Raw genomic sequence first — 22,121 nt, 5'->3', positions numbered from 1 at the left:
TCATAATGTATGTTTGTGAAAGTCATCGGCGAAGTCTCTGATCGTAGTATCGAACCGTCGAAACAACGTTTCGATCAAAGTTGTCACCACTGGTTTTCCTTGCAGACAGAGACTCAACAAACACCTCACTCTTCGCTTTCCTCGCCACTCTCGTTTTCCTCGTCATCCCCGCTCTCGTCCGGGGTGTCGGCCCGCATGTGGGACGCATCCTCTTCGATGGTTCCCTCGGGCTCTGTTCCCTCCGTCTGGGACGGCTGGGCCTGTTCCGGATCCGGACCGGTCGCCTCGGCCGGTTCATCCGCGAGCGCCGAATCCGAGACGTCGATTTCGACCCGCTCGTCGCCCGTGTTCCGTCTTGGATCGTCATTCTCGGCATCGACCCCCGGTCTGTCTCGAGGCTCGGCGTCGGTTTCCTCGATGAATTCGATCTCCGACTCGGAGTCGTCCTCTCGGGCGGCCCCGAACTCGGCATCGGCGCTGACGTCGCCCTCCGCGTCGGTCTGTGAAACGCGACCGAGGTCGTGGCGCTCGGTCGCCGCGTGTGCCTCGTCGGAACTCGTTTTCCCATCCGTTTCGTCCGACGATGGTTCGTCGTCTTCTTCGCCGTCAAGGGCACCCGGAAGGTCGAGCGCCCGTTCTACCGCCGTTCCGTCGCGGTTCCGTCGCTGATACTGGCCGAGTTTGAGGAGTCCGCCACCAAGCGCGAGCTGTCCGATCGCTCGAAACCTGCCTCGAACGATCGATCGAACGCCCGCCAGAACGAACGCGCCACCGCCGGCAAGCGCCAGCGAGCCGTCGCTCGCGCCCGTCCAGAGAAGCGACTTCGCCGCCTCGAGTCCCGGTTGCGCGCTATCGTCGTCACCGTCGTTCGTCTCGAGACCCGGTTCATCCGCGGCGTCGGAAAGAGCGTCCTCAGTCATTGTAGTAGTCGCGGGCGAGGCCCGCATTCGGAGAGGATACGTACTCGAGACGGTTGAAACGTGGGCCGGCAGCTGACTACACGGCCGAGATCAGCTTTCGTGAGAGATGGCTTCGACGGCGACCAGTACCTTGTACAGTAGGTAGATCACGGCCAGGTTCAAGTCCGGCGACGATCACCAGGAGGAACTATCAATCCGACCTGAATTAGGACGAAAAATCACCGTAAACCCGACGATGAACGCGATCGATTCGAGTGGGGAATCAAGCGGCGTATCGACAGCGGACGAGGTCATACTCCGGTGCAGAGAGCGGATATATATGATCGTTTCCTAACCAGTCCGTGGGAAGCCGAGTCCGACCTACCACTCGAGTTCGTCGTCGGCCACCAGATCCGGATTTCCGACGGCGAGGGCTGTCTTCACGGCGGCGACGTTCTCGGGCACGTCGTGAACGCGGACGATATCGGCCCCGCGGTCGGCCGCGAGGGCGCTTGCCGCGACGGTCGGGACGAGTCGGTCGTCCGACTCGTCGGTAACGGGATCGAACATCGATTTGTGGGAGTGACCGATGAGGATCGGCGAGCCGAGCGCCCGGAGTTCCTCCGTCCGGCCCAGGAGTTCGAACCCTTCGCGGGGCGACTTTCCGAATCCGAGCCCCGGATCGACGATGATCTGCTCGCGGTCGAGCCCCGCTTTCTCGGCGAGCAACACCCGTTCGGTGAGTTCGTCGATCACGTCCTCGACGACGTCGTCGTACTCGACGTCCCGATCCGGAACGACGGGCGCGTCGATGCTGTGCATCACGATCAGCGGCGCGTCGTACTCCGCGGCGACAAAGCGCATCTCCGGATCCTCGAGACCCGACACGTCGTTCAAAATGTCCGCGCCGGCCTCGAGTGCCGCCTTGGCGACGGCCGCCTTGCGCGTGTCAATGGAGATGAGCACGTCGTCCGCCAACGAACCCTCCCTGAGCCGCTCGACGACGGGAACGACGCGGTCGATCTCCTCCTCGAGCGAGACGGGATCGGCACCCGGGCGGGTGGACTCTCCACCGATGTCGATCACGTCCACGCCGGCGTCGATCATCGCCTCGGCGCGGGAGACGGCGTCCTCGAGGTCGCCGTACTCGCCGCCGTCGTGGAAGCTGTCGGGCGTGACGTTCAGGATGCCCATCACCGCCGTTCGATCCCGCCACGGGTACTGATGGTCGGGTCCCGAGACGCCGATCTCGAGCGTCTCGCGCAGCTCGCGAGCGACGTCGGCCAACCCGTAGGGCTGGGCCTCGAGCTTGTCGGTCAATCGCTTGAACTGCGAGAGCGTCCCCATCAGGACGGCGTCGGTCCGTTCGTCCTCGCGCTGGAGTCCCGAAAGGGCGCACTCGCCGCCGAGGCTCAACAGTTCCTGTTTCAGATACGAGGCCTGCCTGTACTGTAAGTTCGTCTTGACGACGCGGTGGACGGCCTTCCCGCGCATTCGGTAGACGCCCTTCTCCGTGACCTGTGCGCCCTCGAGCGTTTCGCGGGCGTCCTCGAGCGAGCGGATCCGCTTTAGCACGTCCGCCGCGGTCCACCGAGACCGAGCCTCGGCGACGGCAAAGAGCGAGCCCGTTACGAGCACCGCATCGTTCTCTCCCGCGGCCTCGAGCGCACTCGAGAGGGCGTCCTGAACGGCCGATTCGGTGTGTACGTTGTCGGTCTCGAGGCCGGCGTCGTCGAACACCTCGGCGAGGACGGCCCGGTCCTCGGCCCGGTCGAGCGTCGGCTCGCAAGCGATGAGCGAGTCAGGCGTCGGCAGCGCCGCCGCCATCCCCCGGTGGTCCTTGTCGTGCATCGCGCCGAAGACGAGGTGGAGGTCGTCGTACTCGTAGGTCGAGAGCGTTTCGGCGACTCGCTCGCACGCGGCTGGATTGTGCGCTCCGTCGAGAACGACCAGCGGCTCGGTGTCGAGCACCTCGAACCGGCCCGGCCAGTGGGCGTTTCGCAGTCCGCGGGCGAGTTCGGCGTCGGTAACGTCGGTCACCTGTCGAGCGAGCGTCGCAGCGATCCCCGCGTTTTCGGCCTGATGTTCGCCCGGTAGCGGAATTTGCGTCTCGAGCCCCCAATCACCGCCGTCGATCTCGATTTCGGCCTCGATGTGATTCACCCGGCCGCCGTACGCGACGCGAACGTCCGGTCGGTGATCGCTCGATTCCAGATCAGTCGACTCGTTCGCGAGCGCTTTGCCGTCCCTTCCGACCGTCACGACATCGCCCGCAACGTCGCGGATCGGCTCGAGCGTCTCGTCGGTAACACCGGTCACGAGCGGTGCGTTCGCGGGCGCGACGTGTGCTTTATCTCGCGCGATTTCCGCCTTCGTTTCGCCGATAATTCCGGTGTGTTCGAGGCTGACGCTCGTCACGGCGCTCGCTATCGGGTCGACCACGCTCGTCGCGTCGAACTTGCCGCCGATACCGACCTCGAGAATCGCGACATCGACGTCCTCACGACCGAAATACCACAGTGCGAGGCCGGTCATCGTCTCGAAAAAGGTCGGCGACTCGCCGTCCGCGCCGCGTTCGGTGATATAGTCTCGACTCGACTCGACGAACGAACAGACCGCCGAGCGAGGAATCTTGCGCCCGTCGACACGAACGCGCTCGCGCAGATCCTCGAGATGTGGCGAGGTGTAGATCCCGACAGAGAGGCCGGTTTCGCGAAGCGTTCGCTCGAGCATCCGTGCCGTCGACCCCTTTCCGTTCGAGCCCGCTACCTGAACGAAATCGATGTCTTCGTGCGGGTTCTCGAGGTGGGCGAGGAGCGCAGCCGTCGATTCCGTCCCCGGTTTCGGGCGGAATCGTCGCAGACCAAAGAGGAAATCCGCCGCCTCGTGATACTCCATATCTGCTGCACAGAGTCCGTCCGCTTTAGGGTTGCGCAACGGCCCGGAGTGTCGGTTATACTGCGAGCAAACGGCCCGTATACGCGCCGCTGATTGTCAGGGATTCTCGACGTTCGGACTTTCTTACTGTTCTATGAGAGGGAAAACTTATGAGGTGGTGTTCGAATTTGATGCAGTGTATGACACAGCTACTGACGATAGGAGGATCCGAAACGCCGTCGAACTTCGAAATTACCGTCGATGGAACCATCAAACCGGTTTCCGAGGACCCATTCGAAGACGCAATCATCGCTTCGGGGACCACCGTCGAAGGAGCCGTCGACTCGGATCACCTCGAGTTCCAGTTCTCCGGCGAAGTAACGGACATTACCGTCACCGGTGGCGAAACCGACGTTTCGATCGACGGCGAGTCCGTCGATCCGACCGAATACGTCGCGTAGGCCTCGACGGCGCCAGCGTAGCGGTCGACCCTCGAGTGGGTCTGCCGTTCGCAACTGGAATTCTCTCTCTTTGGGCCACTTTGGCTATCGCTTAGTACCGATTCCATCGACGGGAATCGTAGAATCGATGAAGACGCAGACGACGAGGAGCAGGCTCAGTCGCGCGAACTGTCCGCTTTCGGTACGTGTCGGAAAGTCACGACACTCGCCATCGCGACGTCGTTTCGAGAACTTGGGATCGTCCAACCCAGACTGATAATCGGCTGCGCCGATCCAACGACCGAGTCGTGGTCTCTTTTCGTACTCGACAGAGTTCCGATCGGCCTCGCAACCGACGTTCTACCGACCACTTGCGCAGCCGATGGACCATCGACCACTCGAGCTCGTCGGCGTGGGCCCGCACGATCGGCTTGGACCCGTCCGTCCCCTCGACGAGCAGACGCTCGGATCATTCGAGAATCAACTATCCAGGGTGTGATGGAACACAAAGGATGTGATTGGGATCAGACAGCGGAGTACACGCCCCGAAGAATTTCCCGTAGTAGGGAGTAAAAGAAGCAGAGAGTCTGCCAGTAGCAGCACTTTCCTGATCATCCGTTCTGATCACCCGTCGACTACAGGTCGAACCCGATTGGTGCGGTCCGGTCGACCCTGGATCTCAGGCTTGGAGCGCCACTACTCTGCGTGTTTAGCTAGTTGGGGCGTCCCGTGACAGGAGTTCGAAATTGCCGTCTTCATCCCCTTGTGTGACGATCGTCGCTTCTCCTCCCCTCGTATAACCAAGGACGTCGGCTTCGTACTCGGCCGAAAGAGTGGCAGTGAAGGATGTCGAACGTTCGTCGATGGTATCCTCTGTTTTCCCTTTAAATGTAGCGAAAGGCCCATCGAGATCGTAGTCGAGTTCCTGTGAGACGTTTTCATAGTCGCTTCCGTTATAATCCCACGTTAGAGTCTGTTCATGTTCATAGACAGTTCCAATGCCGGTAACTTGCCCTTCAGCCACTGTGACTTCGGTTGTTGTTTCGTACGATGAGAATGGCTGCAGATCGCTACCGCGGTCGACCTGGTATGTGGTGAACTCCCATTCAGCATCAGCGTAGAGGTCCACGATAGCTTGTTTTTGCTCACCGTCAAGCTCATTAGCGTACTGTTGTTGTTGTTCTTCGGGGAACTCGTCGACATCGTTGAGGAATCCGACGACTTCTTTGCGGCTTTGAGGAGTGAAATCAGTGTCGGGTTCGGCGTTTGATTCTGCCGAAGCGGATCCTACTGTAGATGCTCCAGCGAGAGATGCTGCCGTGATTCCGCTCATTTTCAGGATCTGTCGCCGGTTGGTTGTCGATCGTTGCGGGTTTTCGGTTGGCTTTTGCCTAGTCATGGAATCATCATATGTTCGGTGAGCCCGAACACGTCAATGAAAAATCCAGAATAGGCAATAAGTTTTGTCCATAGACAATATCAATATCCTAGATTAATATCCTACGGCTATTCTATTTGGCTTTCATCAAAGAAATACAATTTAGTTATAGGCCATATTCATCCCTATTTAAGAAAGTTTTTATAATTGTGTTTTTTATATAACCTCTATGAGCCACGATATTCAAACACCGGTATTTGCAACGGTGTCGGTTCATCTCTGGGAGTAATACGATGACTGCAATCGAGACAACTACCCTCACAAAACGCTACGATGGGAGTACCGCTGTCAACAATCTCGAACTCACTGTCCAAAAAGAGGAAGTGTATGGCTTTTTAGGGCCAAATGGTGCTGGGAAATCAACGACAATCGACATCCTGATGGATTATACCCGACCAACAGAGGGGAACGCGACTGTACTCGGGATGGATGTTCGCCAAGAGGCCAGCGCAATTCACGCTAAAACAGGGATCCTCCCGGATCAGTTTGGTGTTTACAGTTCTCTTACCGGTCGCGAACATGTCGAGTACATCCTCGACGCGAACGACACGACCGGCAATCCTGAGACAACGCTCGACCGAGTTGGTCTCGATGACGCAGCCGATAAGCGCGCTGGTAGCTATTCAAAAGGAATGCGCCAACGTCTTGGCCTTGCGATGGCGATTGCGGGAGATCCAGAACTTCTTATCCTCGACGAACCGTTCTCCGGGCTCGACCCGTACGGAGTACGGCTCGTTCGCGAGGTCGTTACTGACGAACGTGACCGCGGAGCGACTGTCTTTTTCTCGAGTCACGTTCTCGATCAGGTCGAACGCATCTGCGATCGTGTCGGCCTGCTCGCTGGTGGTCAGCTGATTGCTGAGGGATCGCCGACGGAACTCCGGGAAATGGCTGGTGTCGAAACCGCTCTTCGGATCGAGACCGATGCCGACACTACTGCGATCAAAGCTATTCGTGATCTTGATGGTGTTGAGCATGTCTCTCATGAAGATGAATACGTTGTCGTCACGTGTCCCCGGACGGCGCGCTATCGGGTTTTAGAGACACTCGATAGAACAGAAGCGACTATCCAGTCGTTTGCCGTCGAAGAAGGAACTATCGAGGACGCTTTCGTTACGATGAACGACGCTCGGTCTAACAGCCTCGATCGATAGTGGTGGGTCTTGTAATGGATGCGGAGGCGCTAGTGGCGTTCCGTATCACGACAGATCAGGTGTGTTTACTATCGAGACTATTAAGTTAGATATGTTGCATTTACAGTAGTAATGATACCCTCCATCTCAGTTGCCCGTACTGAATGTCGGCGCTATCTTCGCGGGAAGACACCGTGGATAGTCGGAATCTGTGTCATCCTTATAAGCCGATTTGCAATGGAACCGAATTCTGAGGAAATTCACATACTCTCTGATGCAGTAATGCTGGTGAACGCACAGGTCGCTGTCGCAACGGTCGTGCCGTTTGCAGCCGCTGCTCTCGGTTTCCGTTCTATAATCCGTGAGCGAGAAACCGGCACCGCTCGGATACTCGCTGGGACCAAACTCACTCGACGTCAATTCGTTCTGGGCGCAGTATTCGGACGCGCCATTGCCCTCCTCGTTCCAATCCTCATCGGAACGATTTGTATAGTTAGCTACGACGCCGTCCAGTATGGTCGCTTCTCGCTGCTGTTGCTGGTCGGTTTTCTCTTTTTTTCAACAGTGTACGTGTTCGCTTGGATGGGCGTGATCGTCGGCCTCTCCGCTGCTAGTTCGTCCACAACCCGCGCGATTATTCTTGGAACTGTCGTGACGTTCGCGCTTGTATTCTGGAACGATGTGACCCTCGCGATTCTCTGGCGGCTCGCAACCGGATCTCCACCCGGGGATCAGATGGCGTACGCAACCGCGTTCGAAATCGCCAAATGGTTCCCACTTATGAGCGCATACAACGTTCTCACAAACTGGCTTTTCGGTGTTCCTGTAGGACCTGAAGTAGCCGTTTCGCAGGTCTCCGGAGCGATTAGTGAAACCGGAGCGTACACGCCGACAGATGCTCCTCTCCCTGCGTGGAGTGGGGTCGGTTTCCTTCTCATGTGGCCTGTTTTGTCGTTGTGTGGTGGCATATCGATCTTCCAGCGCACCGACCTTGCCACCCATAGCCGGACGGGGATCTTTCGTGCGCTTCTAAATCGGTACTCTTCACTTCCTCGGCTCGGCGGTCATCGGTTCCGAAGCATAACTGGACGAGGTGGATTCATCGATTTACTTCCCGGCTCGTGGCAGCCGCTTGCTCGGCGTGAATTCCACCGTCTCGTCCGTACACCGCTCGTCTGGGTGGTCGGAATTCTCGTTTTTATCGGCGGCGTCACCGGTCTTTCTCCAGAAACGTACGTTCAGCAATCACTCGAGGCGCGTGTCCCGCTTGCTGCGCTGCAGACACCGCTATCCCTCTTCGGTGCGATTGGAATCCTCTTTGGAACGTTTCGGTCAGTCGTCCGCGAACGCGATACCGGGACGATTCGACTGACAGCCAGTACCGCCGTTTCTCGGCGAGACACCCTGGTTGGTATCGTTCTCGGGCGAGCAGGTGCATTTGCCCTTCCCATCGTCTCTGCAGTCGTCCTCACCTGTCTCGTTGCCACACCACAGCATGGACTAGTTCCACTGAGCAGGCTCGGCGTATTTCTCGGATTCACGCTTGTGTTTGTAGTCGGAATGGCCGGCCTGGGGGTCTCAATATCGACTATCCTCCAGAGCCAATCGGCCGCTGGTGTTGCGGTACTGGTTTTCCCGGTCGTTCATATCCTGTGGTACGAGATATCAAACACAGTGTACAGTACACTCACAGGCACGAGCGTAACCGGGTTTGCCCCCCCAGACAATCCACTATATCTCTTCATACGGTGGCTACACCCGCTGCAGTTGTTCAACGTCGTGACCAACGCCATTATCGGCGTTCCAAATTCAGCGGGCACTGCCACGAGCGTGATTAGCGACCTTCAGCCGAACCGCGGCACAAATATTGTCGTCGCACAAATCGAGTATGGCGCGAATGTTCCGGCGTGGTACCTCCATCCAGCAGTCGCGTTTGTTCAGTTCCTGCTCTTGGTTAGTATTCCACTCGGCGTCGCACTCCTGTTCTATCGCCACCATAGTGTCGATTAGCCGACAGATACACACTCTATTCGAGTGCCGATTCGACCGCTCGCACCGAAGAGAAGGACGCGCATGGTTCGTGTGCTTACTCGAGGCGAACCTCGATGAGCGTTAGGTCGTCCGAGGGAACCGCGGTCTCGAAGGCTCGCTCGAGCTCCGACCACGTTTCGGGACGGTGGGCCTCGATCCCGAACGACTCGGCGAACGTCACGAAATCCGGGTTCGTCAACTCGGTTCCGAACTGCTCCCCGCGGTGGCCGCGCTGTTTTTCGGAGATCAGGCCGTAATCTTCGTCGTTGAACACCACGACCGTGAACCCGCAGTCGAGCCGCGTCGCGGTCTCGAGTTCCGCGGCGTTCATCAGGAAGCCGCCGTCGCCGGTTCCCGCGACGACGTTCGCGTCGGTCGCGAGGTCGGCTGCGAGCGCGCCCGGAACGGCGATCCCCATGCTCGCCAGTCCGTTCGAAATGATGCAGGTGTTGGGCTCGTAGGTCGGAAACCCCTGCGCGATTTTCATCTTGTGCGTGCCGACGTCCGAGACGAGCACGTCCTCTTCGGCCATCGACTCGCGCAAGAGCGGAAGGGCAGCTTCGACGGTGATGGGGTCGTCCTCGTTCGGCTTCGTCGTCGCTCCCTCGAGAATCCGGTCGTGGAGATTTTCACACCACAACGAACAGGCGTCAGCCGAGATTCGATCGTCGATCGCAGCGATCGACGCGCCGATGTCGGCGACGATCTCCACCTCTGGCACGTACTGGCGATACACTTCCGCGGGCTCGAGATCGACGTGGACGATCGACTTCTCGAGGTCCGGATTCCAGCCCGACGGATCGTGTTCGGCGACATCGTAGCCGACCGCGACGACGCAATCGGCCCGCTCGACCGCCTGCGAGGCTTCACCGTTCGACCCCGAATCGAGCGTCATCAGCGACGCGGCGTCGCGATCGGAGATCGCACCCTTGCCCATGTACGTCGCGACGACCGGTATCTCGAGCCGGTCGACGAGCGCACGAATACTGTCGGCGGCGCGCGTCCGAACGGCACCGTTTCCGGCGAGGATAATGGGACATTCGGCCGACTCGATCAACGTGGCGGCTCGATCGACCGATTCGTCGTCGGGGTCCGGACGCCGAACCTGCTCGCGGATCGGGATCGGCGTGGCATCGATCTCCTCGCGAGCGACGTCCTCGGGGAACTCGAGGTGGGTCGCGCCGGGCTTTTCATACTCCGCGAGCTTGAACGCTTTTCGCACCGACTCGGGAACGGTTTCGGAGTCCGCGATCTGTGCGTTCCACGTGACGACCGGCTCGAACACGTCGATCACGTCGAGTGCCTGGTGGCTTTCCTTGTGCAATCGTTCTCGATCGCCCTGCCCGGTGATCGCGACGACCGGACTCTTATCAAGCTGGGCGTCCGCGACGCCGGTGACGAGGTTCGTCGCGCCGGGGCCGAGCGTCGACAGACAGACGCCCGCCTCGCCGGTCAACCGGCCGAATACGTCGGCCATGAACGCCGCCCCCTGTTCGTGGCGCGTCGGAACGAACGTGATCTCCGAGTCGCGAAGCGAGAACAGCAGGTCCTCGATCTCCTCGCCCGGTACCCCGAAGACGCGGTCGACCCCCTCGGCCTCGAGACAGTCGACGAGCAGATCAGATGCTGTCGGCATGGGCGTCGCTCCGCGCTCTCAATAGAATAGTGTATTCCCTGCAGAAGATCCGACGCGGCGGTTCGTGAAATTAGCGGCGGGTCGGGGAAATTACTCGCCGGTGCCCCAGCGAGCCGTTCGCTTCGGACGGTCGGAGATCGTCTCGACCTCAAGGTCGCCGTCTGCCGCCTCGAGTCCCTCGACGTACGCCTTCGCGCTGGCTTCCGTCGAGAGATACGGGATCTCCTCCTCGACGGCCATCTCGAGGGAGTCGCGGTCGCGGCTGACGACGAAGTCGACTTTGCCCTCGCGGATCGCCTGCGGAACGTCGTCGAAGGTCGCGACCTCGAAGTGGTCCTCGAAGCCGTCGATGTCGAAGTCGACGACGGCCGTTCCATCGCTGACTGCGTTCGAAGACGCCTGCTGGGCCTTCCAGTAGGCCGTTCCGAACTCACTCGCCGTTCCCATCACTTCGCCGGTCGATTTCATCTCCGGTCCGAGGCGCGGGTCCGAGCCCGGCAGTCGGTCGAACGGGAGGACGACTTCCTTGATCGAGGTGTGTTCGGGGATCTGCTCGTCGATGCCGAGGCTCTCTAAGGTTTCCCCGGCCATCACCTTCGCGGCCAGCTTCGCGATCGGAACGCCCGTCGCCTTCGAGACGAACGGGACGGTACGCGAGGAACGCGGGTTGGCCTCGAGTACGTACACCTCTCCGTCTTTGACGGCCAGCTGAACGTTCATCAGCCCCCTCGTCTTGAGCGCCGACGCGATGTCTTCGGTCACTTCGCGAACGCGCTCGAGCGTCTCCTCCTCGAGCGAGCGCGGCGGGATCATACAGGCGGAGTCGCCCGAGTGAACCCCCGCGCTCTCGACGTGTTCCATGATGCCGCCGATGAGCACCGAGCGGCCGTCGGCGACGGCGTCGACGTCGAGTTCGACGGCGTCCGCGAGGAACTCGTCGACGAGGATCGGTTTGTCCGGCGCGACGCGAACCGCTTCCTCGATGTAGCGCTCGAGTTCCTCGTCGTCGTGGACGACCTCCATCGCGCGGCCGCCGAGCACGTAGCTCGGGCGGACGAGCACGGGGTAGCCGATGTCGTGGGCCAGCTCGAGGGCTTCCTCTTTCGAGGTCGCCGTGCCGCCGTCTGGCTGGGCGATATCGAGTTCGTCCATCAGCGCGTTGAACCGGTCGCGGTCCTCGGCCAGGTCCATCGCTTCGACGCTGGTTCCCATCACGTCACAGTCCAGCCCGCGGCGCTCGATCTCGTCGTGGAGCGGTTCGCCGATGTTGACCGAGGTCTGGCCGCCGAACTGGATCATGACGCCGTCGGCGTCCGCGGCCTCGGCGACGTCTGCAACCTCTTCTGCCGTGATCGGCTCGAAGAACAGCCCGTCGGAGGTGTCGTAGTCCGTCGAGACCGTTTCGGGATTGTTGTTCACCACGTGAGCGTCGATTCCCAGCTCTCTGAGGGCGCGAACCGCGTGGACCGAACAGTAGTCGAACTCGACGCCCTGCCCGATTCGGATCGGGCCGCCGCCGACAACGATGATGCTCTCGACGTCGCGGTCGACCTCGAGTTCGCCCGCGGCGGCATCGCCGACGAGCGGCCCCTTGTCGAACTCCGATTTACGCGCGGAGTAGTAGTACGGCGTCTCCGCTTCGAACTCGCCGGCGCAGGTGTCGACCTGCTTGTACGTGCGCCCGGGAACGTCAGTTTCGACCGTATCGACCGTCGAGCCCGTCGTCGCGGCAATTGAGGTGTTGGTGTGTCCCGCGATTGCGGCCTCGGTAAAGTCACCATCCTGTGCGGCGCGCATCGACTTGGCGACGCGGTGGTATCGCTCTGCGTACCACTCGAAGATACCCGTGAGCTCGACGACCTCCTCGGTGGTGTAACCGCGCTCGTAGGCCTCGAACATCGCGTACGGACGGTCCGGCGACGGGCGCTCGAGGTAGCGCTCCTCGAGTTCCTCGTCCGAGACATCGTCCCAGTCGACATCAGGGTCGTACTCAGTCGAGCGCAGAGATTTCAACAGACTCTCCTCGAAGGTTCGTCCGATGGCCATCGCCTCGCCGGTCGATTTCATCGCAGTCGTCAGCTCGAAATCGACATCGTCGAACTTGTCCTTGGGCCACCGGGGCACCTTCGTGACGACGTAGTCGATCGCGGGCTCGAACGCGGCGGTCGTCTCTCCTGTGATTTCGTTGTCAATCTCGTGGAGGCGCTTACCCAGTGCGACCTTCGCAGTGACGCGGGCGATCGGGTATCCGGTCGCCTTCGAGGCCAGCGCGGAGGAACGGGAGACGCGGGGATTGACCTCAACGACGCGATACTCGCCACCGGGGGTGCCGTCGTCGTGCCAGGCGAACTGGATGTTACAACCGCCCTGAATGCCCAGTTCGCGGATCACGTCGAGCGCGGCGGTACGCATCTCCTGGTGGCCCTCGTCGGGGACGATCTGGGAGGGCGTGACGACCGTCGACTCTCCCGTATGGATGCCCATCGGGTCGATGTTCTCCATATTACAGATGATGATACAGGAGTCGTCGGCGTCGCGCATGACTTCGTACTCGTACTCGACCCAGCCCGCGATGGACTCGGTGATCAGGACCTCGCTGTTTCTCGAGAGGCGCAGTCCCTTGCGGACGCGCTGGAGGAGTTCGTCGAATTCGTGGACGACACCCGATCCCGAGCCCCCGAGCGTGTAAGTGGTGCGTGCGATAACGGGAAGGCCACCGACCTCGTCGACGGCCGCCTGCACGCGGTCCTCGAGGTCCGCCTCGGTCATCTCCGAGACGGCTTCGTCCTCGTCGAGCGAAATCGTCGTCGAGGCCGGAACCGGCTGACCGATCTTCTCCATGCGCTGGCGGAACAGATCCCGATCCTCGGTCGCGTAGATCGTCTCCAGCGGCGTGCCCATGATCTCGACATCGTACTCCTCGAGGACGCCCTCCTCTGCGAGTTCGGCAGTTACGTTGAGGCCCGTCTGGCCACCCAGACCGGCGATAACGCCGTCAGGATTCTCCTCGGCAATAATTTCGGAAATCGCCTCGGTCGTGATCGGCTCGATGTAGACCCGGTCGGCCATCTCCGGATCGGTCATGATCGTCGCCGGGTTCGAGTTCACGAGGACGACTCGAGCGCCTTCTTCCTGCAGGGCTCGGCAGGCCTGCGCGCCGGAGTAGTCGAACTCCGCCGCCTGCCCGATCTGGATCGGGCCGCTACCGATCAGCAAGATTGTACGCTCGTCGCCCGTGACATCCCCCTCGCTCTGGTGGTCCGTACTCATTGGTCTTGTTCGTCCGGAGTTCGCACATCGTAATAAGCCCCACGAAATAGTACGATTCTCGAAACCCAATTTCGAATTTCGAATTGCGTTGAACTGTTATCGTGTCGAAACGACCGGACCACCACTCAGCGGTGGCGCGCGCTGTGGCACGGTGAGCTACGCGAGGCGTGAACGGAGTGAAAGGCCTCGAGAAGCGAACGGTGACTGTCAGGAACCGTGAGCTACTGCGAGGTTCGATACCGGCGCGCGAGGTCTTCGGTCACCAAGTGACCGAATGGCTTGGAAGTCGCGAAGCGTCTTCCAGTGGATGAGCGAACGAACTCGAGAGTGAACGAATCGGTTGGGGAGCGCGAGATCCGAACGAAGTGAGGATCTCAGAACATGAACGGGGAACGGAGTGACCCGTGAATGACGAGGAACTCCTCGTTGCCAGTGTGAGGAACGGTCGCTTCGATTCGTTGCGAAGACGGACAGAACAATCAGATGAATGAATTGAAATTTGCGATCTGAATCATAGCGCCTGATCGTGCTCGGTCTTGAACTCCCGCTCCCGGCGATACTCCTCGACGAACGCCTCGACGTCGAACTCGAGCATCTGCCGTTCGAACTGCGAAATCGCCTGGTCGTCGCCCGCGTGGCTCATCGCGTGGTCCATGAGTTCGATCACGAGTTCGACGACGATCTCGTGGAGCCGCCTCGAGTCGAAATCAGTCACCCAGACCAGCGTGTAGCCGACGCTGCCGTCCTCGGCCGCATCGTAGGACGCGACTTCCTCGGGGAACTCCTCCATTGTGACCCCCAGCAGGTGCGGCGTGCCAAAACTCTCGAACTTGTCTTCGACTTCGATGGTCTCCTCGAGGACGTCGACGAACGATTCGGGAAAGAACCTCGAGGGTGGATGTACGTCGGTGACCACGGCGTGGGTCTCGCCACACGAGCAGTCGTACTCGCGCATCCCCAGATCGATGTCCCGCGGATCGATCTCGGTCCCGCAGGGGAGCTCGAAGCTGCCGATATCGTCACCCGGAACGCGGGGTGTTGCCATTGTGCCACGTTCGACCGGCGACGGGATAAGCGCGACGCCTCGCGGCGGAGCTGGACGGTACCTTGAGGCCGAGCCGGATAGTGGCTCGGCCCGATGCTAGGCGGTATCTCGAGGTCACAATCGGACAGTGGTTCGAGGCGGGAAGAGTGACAGGGGCTCGCTGAACGAGAGTCCTCGAAAACCCACATTTTCGGGTCCCCATATCGGAGGGGTTTTGTAGTGCAAGAAAAGAGATGCATGTAGACGGCACGGTCTGGCAGTTACCTTTCGACCCGCGTGGTTTCCACGTGTGGTCACGCTGACTGACCTACCCCGTCTTTCTACAACTCGCGAGCGACTGCGCCCGCACTCGAGTGAACACCGAACTGACAGCGACGGCTTCCGGACAGATAGCGACGAGTTCGCATGAGTTCGCGCACGTACGAATCATCTATGACTAAGGAGTCCTCAGGCGAGCAGTCCCATCCCAAAACGAGCGATCCACGGACGAAACAAACGAATCGAACGAACTGAAGGGAGTTCCGATCAGTCGTCGTTCGCCGACTCGTTGTTCCCGTCGTCCGCTTCTTCGTCGTCCACTTCTTCGTCATCTGCTTCTTCCTCGTCTTCTTCGTCTATGTCACCTGGATGCTCTTCGTCTTCGTCTTCGACATCCTCGTCGTCATCTGGCTCTTCTTCAACTTCTTCGGGGGCCTCGAGTTCGATGCCCTCGCCCTCGGGAACGATCTCGAGGACGACGCCGGTGTCTCCCTCGGGGATGCCGATCTGGTTCGCGAGGATGTACACCTCGCCGTCGGCTCCGCGGCCGAACTGGCGGACGAAGTGGTGGAGTTCGCCGTCCTCGCCGCCGTCGAAGAGAACCTCCTCCATCTCCCAGAGGTCGTCTCGCGGCCGACCGCCGTACTCGTCGCGCTCGACGGAGTCGGGATTCGTGTCGATGTCCTCCGGCGTGGCCGCGAAGACGCGGCCTTGTGGCATTTGACGACCCTGATCAACCGTCCAGTCGCCGAAGATGTACTGTCCCTCGAGTTCCTCGACCGTATCATCCTCGTAGGTGTGTCCGCCGATGATGACGATGCCGACGCCCTGTCCCTCGTACACTTGCGGATACTCGACGACAGGATCGACGAGCGGTTCGCCGCCGCGGACATCATCGGGCGTCTCCATCGGACACTCTTCCGGCGGCGTCGCCGGCGTATCCGTGCTGAAACAGTGCGATCCTTCCCTGACGTTCCAGCCGTAGTTGTTCCCCGCCTCAATCTCGTAGGCCGCCTCGTAGAGCACCTGTCCGGCGTCGGCGACGATGCACCGATCGTCCTCGCTGAACGTGATGCCGAAGGGGTTGCGCAGTCCCCACGCGTAGTATTCTTCTAAGCCCTCGCCCTCGAGGTCCCCTCCTTCCGCGAAGGGGTTGTCGTCGGGGATGCCGTACTCGCCGAACTCCTGGTCTTCCTCCTCGTCGACGTCGATCCGAAGGACGCCCCCGAGGAGGTTCTCCTCGGTGTCCTGGCCGTTGCCGCCCTCGTTCTCGTCGTACCAGTCCTCGACGTGGCCGTAGTCCGAGTCGTTTCCGCCGCCGCCATCGCCCATCGGGTAGTAGAGGTAGCCGTCGGGACCGAAGGCCATCGGACCGCTGTCGTGGTTGAACTGCGGGTGCTGTATCTCGAGGATCGACCGCTCGGAGTCCGGATCAGCGGTTTCACCGTCCTCGTCGGCCTCAAACTCCGAGAGCACCTGAACGTGCGACCAGCCGTCGGGCGTCTCGTCGTCCGGCGGCGCGCTGTAGTTGACGAACACGCGCGTCTCGTCCTCCGGGTGGAACTCGAGGCCGAGCAGGCCGCGCTCGTCGTAATCGCCATCGGGGTCGGCGTAGCCGCCTGCGAACTCCTCCCCGACGTCGACCATTCGATCGCCGATATCGAGAAACGGCTCGTCCTCGAGGCCGTCCTCCCCGATGCGGTAGATCTCTCCCATCTGGTCTGCGACGTACTGGTAGTCGGTTCCCTCGGGGTCGTGGAAGTCGGTCGGCGCGACGAGTCCCTCCGCGACGGGCTCGACGCCGACGGTCGGTCCCTCGGGGAAGTACGGCTCGGCTTCCTCGTCGGGAGCTTCTTCTTCCTCCTCGTCGGTCGTAATGTCCCCACGCATCGTCTGGGGGTGGGGCTCACAGTAGTACTCGGTCATCTCGTCGGTGGCTTCGAAATCGACCGTCTGCGTCTCGCCTTCCCCCTCGATGATCTCCGTCTCGACCAACTGGTCGCCGTCGTCGTCGATGATGACGAAGTTGTGGCCGATGCCGTCGATGTTCTCCCACGTGAGCTCGTAGGTTTCACCCTCCTCCAGAACTAGCGTCGGGTTCGTCTCGTCTTCGATCTCCTCGGGCGAGACGCCGACCCAGCCGTCGCTTACGCCCTCGAGCTCGATTTCGGACTCCTCGAGCTGTGCCGCGCCGACGCTGCCAAGTCCGGCAACAGCCGTGGTTGCCGCCGCTGTCTGCAAGAATCGTCGTCGAGACGGTCGAACGGGTGATCGTCCTTCCCCAGCGGATCGTCCTTCGCCCGCTTCGTTCGGTCGCCCGCCGTCCGCGCCATCCCGCCGCCCGCCGTTCGCATCATCCCGTCGCCCGTCGGGGCGTTCCCCTGCTCGCCCGTCGCCCGCTTCCGATGCGTCTCTCGTCCGATCGTTGTTGTGCGCCATCGTCTAAATCTTCCCGAGACACTCAAAGGGTACCCCCGACCGTTACACCGACAGTCCGATGCTGTTGGCTGGAACCGTCGATTATCACAAGATTTCCCGCTGGAACGACCACGGACTTATAGGAACGCGTAGCTATCTGGATGGCTTCTCGTATCAATCTCCTGTTGGATCGAGCGACGAAAGAAAAATCGAGTAATGTGCTCAGGGCCAGTCGTCTCGAGACGAGTCCGTTTCGATCTCCTCGGGTTCCGTTTCAGCCGCCATCGTCCAGTCGGCGGCCTCGGCGGCGTCCTCGATGTCGAGGTACTCCCAGTCGAGTTTCTCGGCTCGGGCTTCGTCGTCGTCGCTCGCTCCGATGAAGACGTAACGGTCCGTGTCGAACTGCCCTTTGACGCCGCTGAGACTCTCGTCGACGCCCCGCGGTCCCGAGAAGAAGTCCTGACGAACGCGGTTCTTTCGCGTGAAGTTCGTCACGACGTAGGTCGGTTTCTCGGAGACGACACCGATGTAGGTGGTCCAGCTTCTGGCGTCCTCGAAGACCGCTTCGGGAGAGGCGACCTCCTTGAGCGCCTCGAGTTCGAACGCCAGGGTCATGTCGCTATCGCCGTTCATGCACGGACGAAGGCGTGGCCGAGGCAAAACGGCTTCGATACCGAAACCGACGTGGCCGAGGTTCAAACCACCGTGATTGATACCGAAACCGCCCGGCGGTCCCAGCGGGTCGACCGGCAACGTTTTTCAACTCGAAAGTCGTACGCAATTGTCATGAGCGAAGCCGGTCCGCTCGAGCGCCTTCGACGGAACGTTACCGGGGTGTTCGCGATTCTGATGGCCGGGGTCGCCGCCGTCGGGCTCGCGACCGGAACGATCTGGCTTATCGTCGCGGGAGCGTTCGGCGTCTTCTTCGGATCGGCGCTCGTCGCGCTCCTGTTCGGTGACCGCGAGGCCGTCGAGGAGTGGTGGGGCGAGAAAAAAGCAGAACAGATCGACGCCGGCGAGAAAGAGACGGATCCGCTCGAGGAACTCAAGGGTCGATACGCCCGCGGGGAACTTTCCGAAGCGGAATTGGAGCACAAAACCCAGCAACTTCTCGAGGTCGACGAACTGGCTCGAGCGAGCGATAGCGATCGCGCGGCCGGTTCGAAAGAGCGGTCTGCCCGCAACGAGAACGCCGCCGATTCCGACTTCGATCGGCGCGACGCCGAACCGGACGAACGGGAGTTGGCGTGAGCACCGGGCCGACTCACTCGAGGCGAGTATCGGGGGAAACTGCTCGAGCAGGTATCGGTGGTGAACCGCTCGAGGCAGAGATCACCGCGTGGCGCTACTTGTAGGCCTCGAATTCCTCGCCGAAGACCAGGAAGTAGACGACGCCGACCATCCCGATGATCGAGGCGATCACGAACGAGAGTTCCGGGGTGGCGTACTGCCACAGGAACCCGCCGAGCGCCCCGCTCGGGATCACGATTGCGCCGCGAACGAGATAGTACGAGCCCGTCACTCGACCGCCCGCGCCCCGCTCGGCCGGGCCGACGATCAGGGCCTTGTGGGCCGGCAGTCCGGCGAATCGAAGGCCCGAAAAGGCAAAGAGGGCGATCAGAATCCAGACGTTCTCCGGCGCGAATATCAGCATGATCGGGAAGATCGCGTAGACGAAAAATCCGAGCGCGACGACCGCCTTGAGACCGGTGTACTCCGCGATTTTGGCGGCCGGAGCCATCGTCAGCAGTGCAACGAGCATCTCGACGCTCAATAGCACGCCGAAGAACGCGGCTGGCGAGAGACTGATCGTTCCGACAACGGGGAGCGACAGCGCCAGCCCGATTCCCATCTCGAGGGTGATGACCAGGATGAAAAACGCGTACACCATCCCGTTTGCGAATCGAACCAGCGCGTCGCCGACCAACAGCGGACCTAACGGGTCGGGAAGCGAACGCAAGTCGTCGACCACCTGTCCGACGCCCTGAAACTCCTTGCCGACGGTGTCCGCGTCGGCGTCGTACAGGAGGTGCTGTGCAATCGTGCCCAACAGCGCGAAGACGATCCCGATGACGAGCACCCACAGGAACCCGGGCATCAGATCGTCGACCACCAGAACGGCCACGATCAGCGGGGCGATCAGGAACGCCGTCCGCCGGAACGTTTCCGTGCTGGCAAAGCCGCGAGCCAACCGACTGGGCTCGGTCGCCTGCTTGACGATCGCGTAGTGGCCGCCGATCCCGAAGGACTTCCAACACTGGGCCAACAGCAGGCCGACGAAGACCCAGACCCACGGCTCGAGGACGATCGCACCGAGATCGATATTCGGAACGTAGGCCGAAGCCAGCCAGATCACGAATCCGAACGTCGAGAGAAAGCCGAAAACGGTCAGGGCGTACCGAGAACCAACGCGATCCGAGACGATCCCGCCGTAGTAGGGGTAGACCGCGCCGATGACGTTTCCGAGCGTGGCGAACAGGCCGACGACGAAGCCGCCCGCGCCGAGGTAGACGAGATAGTCCGGAATAAACCGGTTCGTCATCTGAAAGCCCAGGCTGAACGCGAACATCGCGACCGAGAGCACCAACACGTCCCGTCGGAGGGAGAAAAATTGCCGAAACGCGTCGTAGGGCCCGGACACTTCGGCCTGTTGTCGTGCCATGAACGGCTATGGTCGGATAACTCACTAAATCGTTGTGTTCCGGCACTCTCGAGCACGGAATCTCTCGCTACGGCGGCTTATCGGGAACGGATGTGAGACTGTCTAATCGTTCACGGAACGTGACATATGCAACCCTCGAGTCCGTCCGAACCTGGGCCGGGTTCTGTGGGGGTTCGCCGCTGTCGATCCGGTTGACAACGCACCGAAACCGAATTTGGACTGACTACACCAACCTCAGGATAGTTCGATCCGATAACACGCAGTGAAAACGATCACGTCGCCGTCTTCCAGACCGGGCGCGTCGACGGTTGCGCTCGCGGTGGCACTGGAATCAAGAGTCTCGAGAAACCACGTCAACGACGACTCCTCGAGCTGGTCGACGTGACGGACGGTTGCATCCGTGGGAACTGACTCGACGCGACGAAGCGTCGGTGATCGGTCGACGGTTTCACTGGTTGCCATGTCTATTGGTATCAACTAACACGATCGAACATAAACGTTTGCCTCGAGGAGACGCCGGCCGGTCGACGACGACTTACAAGCTTATCGACGAAATCCTCCAATATCCGCGAAAATCGCGGTGTCTCGTCACCGCACCAACGGGTCGACAAAGAGTTTAAAGGAACGAAAAGACCCAATCGGGTTACGTACTGCGACGGATTACTGCTCTTGTGCCGGTGCGAGCTTATCCATGTCGACGGATTGCTCGAGGAGGAGCTCCGCCTGATCCGCGACGTCGCGCTGTTGGCGCATGAGCTTTTTGAACGTGCTCTGCGGGGAGAGATCCCCGATCAGGACGCCGCCGACGATCTTGCCGTCTTTGAACGCGACCCGTCGCCACTCGGTGTCGCTGTAGCGACGTTCCGCGTGCTCGTCGCCGAGGGTCGGGTGACCGAACGAGAGGAACGGGAAGTCAAAGTGCGTGATCGAATAGGAGGAAACCCACTGAAACTCCTCGGACTGGGCGTCAGCCGCCATATTGGTCGCGGCGACGCGGCCCTGTTCCTTGGCCGAGCCCCACGATCCGTTCTGGGCCTGCTCGCCCAGCAAGACGTCGTAAAACCGCGTGATGTCGCCGGCGGCGTAGACATCCTCGAGGTTCGTCTCCATATACTCGTCGACGATGATCCCGTTGTCCATCTCGAGGTCGGTTCCATAGAGGAACTCGGTGTTGAACGTGAGCCCGATGGCGACGCCGGCGAAGTCACACTCGTAGCGCTCGCCGTTCGGATCGACCGCCGCGGCGACCTGTCCATCGTCGTCCGTCTCGAAGTGATCGACGCCGCTGTCGAACACCGGTTCGACGCCGACATCGCGCATACCATTGTGCATGATCTCGGCACCGTCGGCCGAGAGCGCGTAGCGCCACCAGCGGTCACCGCGCATCAGATATTTGCCCTCGACACCCTGTGCGCCACAGACGGCCGCGAAGTCGATTCCGAGCAGACCGGCACCGACGACGACTGCATCGTCTGCGGCTTCGGCGCTCTCGCGGATCGCACGTGCATCCTGGAACGTCCAGAAGTGGTGGATCCCCTCGGCGTCGCTGTTGGGAACCGGAAGCTGTGTCGGTGTCCCGCCTGTCGCGATCAGGAGTTTGTCGTAGGGGATGTCCTCGCCCTCGTGAATCCGGACGATCTTTTCCTCAGAGTCGATCGTCGTCACGTGGGTGTTCAACGAGAGTTCGATCTCTCGTTCGGCGTACCAGTCCTCGTCGTGGATCGAAATTGGAGCCTCCGGAAGTTTGCCTTTCGCGTGTTCTTTGATGAGAATGCGATTGTACAGTGGCTCCCCCTCATCGGTGATGATCGTGATGTTCGCGTCCGGGTCTTCCTCCCGGAGGGTCTCAGCGGCCGAGCTACCCGAGATCCCGTCACCGATGATTACGTACTCGGTCATATTCGGACCGTTCGTAACGAGGGTTAAAGTGGATTGCTATCTCGGCGACGTTTCCGTGTTCGATTATGCAGTTTTTTGCTATCCAAACGCCTCTTTATCCTCGGGTTCACACGTA

At 60.7% G+C, this 22,121-nt stretch carries 15 protein-coding genes; 4 read left to right on the top strand and 11 right to left on the bottom strand.

The features are described 5' to 3' along the window. Positions 1–125: 125 nt before the first annotated feature. Together ACYQ14_RS13570 and folP are read right to left on the bottom strand one after the other, a co-directional pair. The gene (locus ACYQ14_RS13570; RefSeq protein WP_459888972.1) at positions 126–920 is read right to left on the bottom strand and encodes a prolipoprotein diacylglyceryl transferase; all 795 of its coding nucleotides are present in this window, start codon (positions 918–920) and stop codon (positions 126–128) included. Between the two features lie 360 nt (positions 921–1,280). Then, a complete protein-coding gene (folP, locus tag ACYQ14_RS13565) occupies positions 1,281–3,797 on the bottom strand; it encodes a dihydropteroate synthase (protein ID WP_459888971.1) in 2,517 nt (838 codons plus the stop codon). A gap of 179 nt (positions 3,798–3,976) precedes the next feature. Between folP and ACYQ14_RS13560 the strand changes: the two genes are divergently transcribed. Beyond that, positions 3,977–4,237 (top strand): hypothetical protein, encoded by a 261-nt coding sequence (locus tag ACYQ14_RS13560; RefSeq protein WP_459888970.1) that lies wholly within the window; start codon positions 3,977–3,979, stop codon positions 4,235–4,237. 688 nt (positions 4,238–4,925) lie between these two features. On the opposite strand, the gene ACYQ14_RS13555 is transcribed toward ACYQ14_RS13560, so the two are convergent. Next, on the bottom strand, positions 4,926–5,549 hold the full coding sequence (locus ACYQ14_RS13555; protein WP_459888969.1) for a hypothetical protein: 624 nt from the start codon (positions 5,547–5,549) through the stop codon (positions 4,926–4,928). Positions 5,550–5,887: 338 nt separating this feature from the next. Between ACYQ14_RS13555 and ACYQ14_RS13550 the strand changes: the two genes are divergently transcribed. Next, a complete protein-coding gene (locus ACYQ14_RS13550) occupies positions 5,888–6,808 on the top strand; it encodes an ABC transporter ATP-binding protein (protein WP_459888968.1) in 921 nt (306 codons plus the stop codon). 111 nt (positions 6,809–6,919) lie between these two features. Next, complete coding sequence (locus tag ACYQ14_RS13545; RefSeq protein WP_459888967.1) at positions 6,920–8,797, top strand: ABC transporter permease; 1,878 nt, start codon at positions 6,920–6,922, stop codon at positions 8,795–8,797. Between the two features lie 76 nt (positions 8,798–8,873). On the opposite strand, the gene ACYQ14_RS13540 is transcribed toward ACYQ14_RS13545, so the two are convergent. From ACYQ14_RS13540 to ACYQ14_RS13520, 5 genes are all read right to left on the bottom strand, one after another. Next, positions 8,874–10,454, bottom strand: a complete 1,581-nt coding sequence (locus tag ACYQ14_RS13540; RefSeq protein WP_459888966.1) for an acetolactate synthase large subunit — start codon at positions 10,452–10,454, stop codon at positions 8,874–8,876. A gap of 90 nt (positions 10,455–10,544) precedes the next feature. Further along, positions 10,545–13,724, bottom strand: coding sequence for a carbamoyl-phosphate synthase large subunit (gene carB, locus ACYQ14_RS13535; RefSeq protein WP_459888965.1), 3,180 nt, complete (start codon positions 13,722–13,724; stop codon positions 10,545–10,547). A 511-nt stretch (positions 13,725–14,235) separates the two neighbouring features. Beyond that, complete coding sequence (locus tag ACYQ14_RS13530) at positions 14,236–14,769, bottom strand: DUF5815 family protein (protein WP_459888964.1); 534 nt, start codon at positions 14,767–14,769, stop codon at positions 14,236–14,238. Between the two features lie 525 nt (positions 14,770–15,294). Beyond that, positions 15,295–17,466: a PQQ-dependent sugar dehydrogenase gene (locus tag ACYQ14_RS13525; RefSeq protein ID WP_459888963.1), complete on the bottom strand. Its 2,172-nt coding sequence runs from the start codon at positions 17,464–17,466 to the stop codon at positions 15,295–15,297. A 201-nt stretch (positions 17,467–17,667) separates the two neighbouring features. Then, entirely contained in the window at positions 17,668–18,078 is a 411-nt protein-coding gene (locus tag ACYQ14_RS13520; RefSeq protein ID WP_459888962.1) for a DUF7124 domain-containing protein, read from the bottom strand. Positions 18,079–18,231: 153 nt separating this feature from the next. Between ACYQ14_RS13520 and ACYQ14_RS13515 the strand changes: the two genes are divergently transcribed. Continuing rightward, the gene (locus ACYQ14_RS13515) at positions 18,232–18,696 is read left to right on the top strand and encodes an SHOCT domain-containing protein (RefSeq protein WP_459888961.1); all 465 of its coding nucleotides are present in this window, start codon (positions 18,232–18,234) and stop codon (positions 18,694–18,696) included. Positions 18,697–18,790: 94 nt separating this feature from the next. On the opposite strand, the gene ACYQ14_RS13510 is transcribed toward ACYQ14_RS13515, so the two are convergent. The 3 genes from ACYQ14_RS13510 to ACYQ14_RS13500 all read right to left on the bottom strand — a co-directional run bounded on the left by ACYQ14_RS13510 (position 18,791) and on the right by ACYQ14_RS13500 (position 22,006). Next, positions 18,791–20,107 (bottom strand): MFS transporter, encoded by a 1,317-nt coding sequence (locus ACYQ14_RS13510; protein ID WP_459888960.1) that lies wholly within the window; start codon positions 20,105–20,107, stop codon positions 18,791–18,793. Positions 20,108–20,341: 234 nt separating this feature from the next. Then, positions 20,342–20,569 (bottom strand): hypothetical protein, encoded by a 228-nt coding sequence (locus tag ACYQ14_RS13505; protein ID WP_459888959.1) that lies wholly within the window; start codon positions 20,567–20,569, stop codon positions 20,342–20,344. Positions 20,570–20,767: 198 nt separating this feature from the next. After that, positions 20,768–22,006 (bottom strand): NAD(P)/FAD-dependent oxidoreductase, encoded by a 1,239-nt coding sequence (locus ACYQ14_RS13500; protein ID WP_459888958.1) that lies wholly within the window; start codon positions 22,004–22,006, stop codon positions 20,768–20,770. Positions 22,007–22,121: the final 115 nt, after the last annotated feature.

The sequence above is a fragment of the Halostagnicola bangensis genome (assembly GCF_054653435.1).
Note: the sequence above shows the minus strand (reverse complement) of the source record. Positions and strands in the feature narration are given on the sequence as shown.